The organism is Desulfosporosinus sp. OT (assembly GCF_000224515.1).
GTDB lineage: Bacteria > Bacillota > Desulfitobacteriia > Desulfitobacteriales > Desulfitobacteriaceae > Desulfosporosinus.
This window is the reverse complement of sequence record NZ_AGAF01000062.1, coordinates 1-1,447: the sequence shown is the minus strand read 5'-3', so window position 1 is coordinate 1,447 and position 1,447 is coordinate 1. Positions and strand designations below refer to the sequence as shown.

The following is a 1,447-nucleotide window of genomic DNA, read 5'->3' as shown; positions in this document are numbered from 1 at the left end:
GCCGCTGAAAAGGTGTTCATCAGGGAAGCCATCTCCTCTGGTAAAGTAATTATTGGTCTATGTCTCGGGGCCCAATTGATCGCCGATGTGATCGGCGGCAAGGTGACTCAAAATCCGGCTAAGGAAATTGGCTGGTTTCCAATTTGCTTGACTGAGGAAGCAAGGTTATCTCCATTGTTTTCTTTTTTCCCGCAACGGCCTGTCGTGTTCCAGTGGCATGGGGATACCTTTGGAGTTCTGCCAGAAGATGCACAATCCATAGCCAAAAGCGATGCCTGCCAGCATCAGGCTTTTATTTATCGAAAAAGGGTCTTTGGGTTTCAATATCATATGGAAAATACTTTGTCGATCATCAAGGGTCTTGTAAAAAATTGTGCGGAAGAAATGGTTCCTGACGTTTATGTGCAAACGTCGGAAGAACTGCTTGCTCACCCTGAATATATTGAACAAAACAATCAGTGGATGGATATGTTTCTTACGCAACTCGAGGAAATGGATAGAAAGGGTGAACTTGAATGAACCAAGTTAGCTATACTCAGAGAAACTGCACGGATCAGAAGAAAATAGAAACGTTTCTCGAGCAGGCAAGAACTGGTGTGCTCGGAATGGCAAGTGGTATTTTCCCGTATACAGTGCCAGTCAACTATGTCTGGCACAATGGTTCTGTTTACTTCCACGGCATGGGTTCTGGTAAAAAAGAAAAGATCCTTTCTCAAAATCCACTCGTTTGTTTCACGATCTATAAAGAACAGGGTACCGTGACCGACCCAGTGCCCTGCCACGCTGATACCGCATATCTGAGTGTTATGATTTTCGGAAAGGCTGAAAAAGTGACTGATCCTGAAGAGGCTACAGTGGCTCTTCAGAAAGTAGTTGATAAATTTATGCCCAACTATTACTGTCGCCCTTTGTCTTGCACTGTATTTGAGAAGTATCGCTCTGCAATGGATGGGAATGCGGTGTTGGTTTATCGAATAACGCCGCAAGAAATGACAGCCAAAGAAAACTTGGTAGAATCCGGAGAACTATTGCCTTTGGAAATGGATTACAAAAAGGAACAGATCTAAACAAAGAGAAAACTTATAACCGTGCAATATTGTATGGCGTTTACTGCTCTATATAGGGGGAATCTTACTAAAATTGACTAATATACAATAATATGGTAATATCTGTTTTGGTAAGATATAGATGGAGGTAATACACATGCAATTATCAACGAGAAATCAGCTCAAAGGGAAAATCAAGGAAATAAAGAAAGGTCCGGTATCGACTGAAGTAATCTTAGATGTTAGTGCCCAGGCAGTGGTAGTAGCCTCAATTACTACTGGGTCAGCGGATACAATGGATCTTAAAGTTGGAGATGATGTCAGCGCTCTTATTAAAGCAAGTTCAGTTATGATAATGAAATAGCGAAAATTGAATAAGCAGAATAATCAATTAAGAGTAA

At 41.5% G+C, this 1,447-nt stretch carries 3 protein-coding genes; all 3 read left to right on the top strand.

Annotation, left to right across the window (positions count from 1 at the left end; translation table 11 throughout):
• The coding region (locus tag DOT_RS05405) for a type 1 glutamine amidotransferase (protein WP_009615317.1) at positions 1 to 519 on the top strand (519 nt) is incomplete at its 5' end.
• Positions 516 to 1,067 carry a pyridoxamine 5'-phosphate oxidase family protein gene (locus DOT_RS05400; RefSeq protein WP_009615316.1) on the top strand — a complete coding sequence of 184 codons (552 nt, stop codon included), beginning with the start codon at positions 516 to 518 and terminating at the stop codon, positions 1,065 to 1,067. The genes DOT_RS05405 and DOT_RS05400, both read left to right, overlap by 4 nt.
• Before the next feature lie 136 nt (positions 1,068 to 1,203).
• Positions 1,204 to 1,410: a TOBE domain-containing protein gene (locus DOT_RS05395; protein WP_009615315.1), complete on the top strand. Its 207-nt coding sequence runs from the start codon at positions 1,204 to 1,206 to the stop codon at positions 1,408 to 1,410.
• The last annotated feature ends 37 nt before the right edge of the window (positions 1,411 to 1,447 follow it).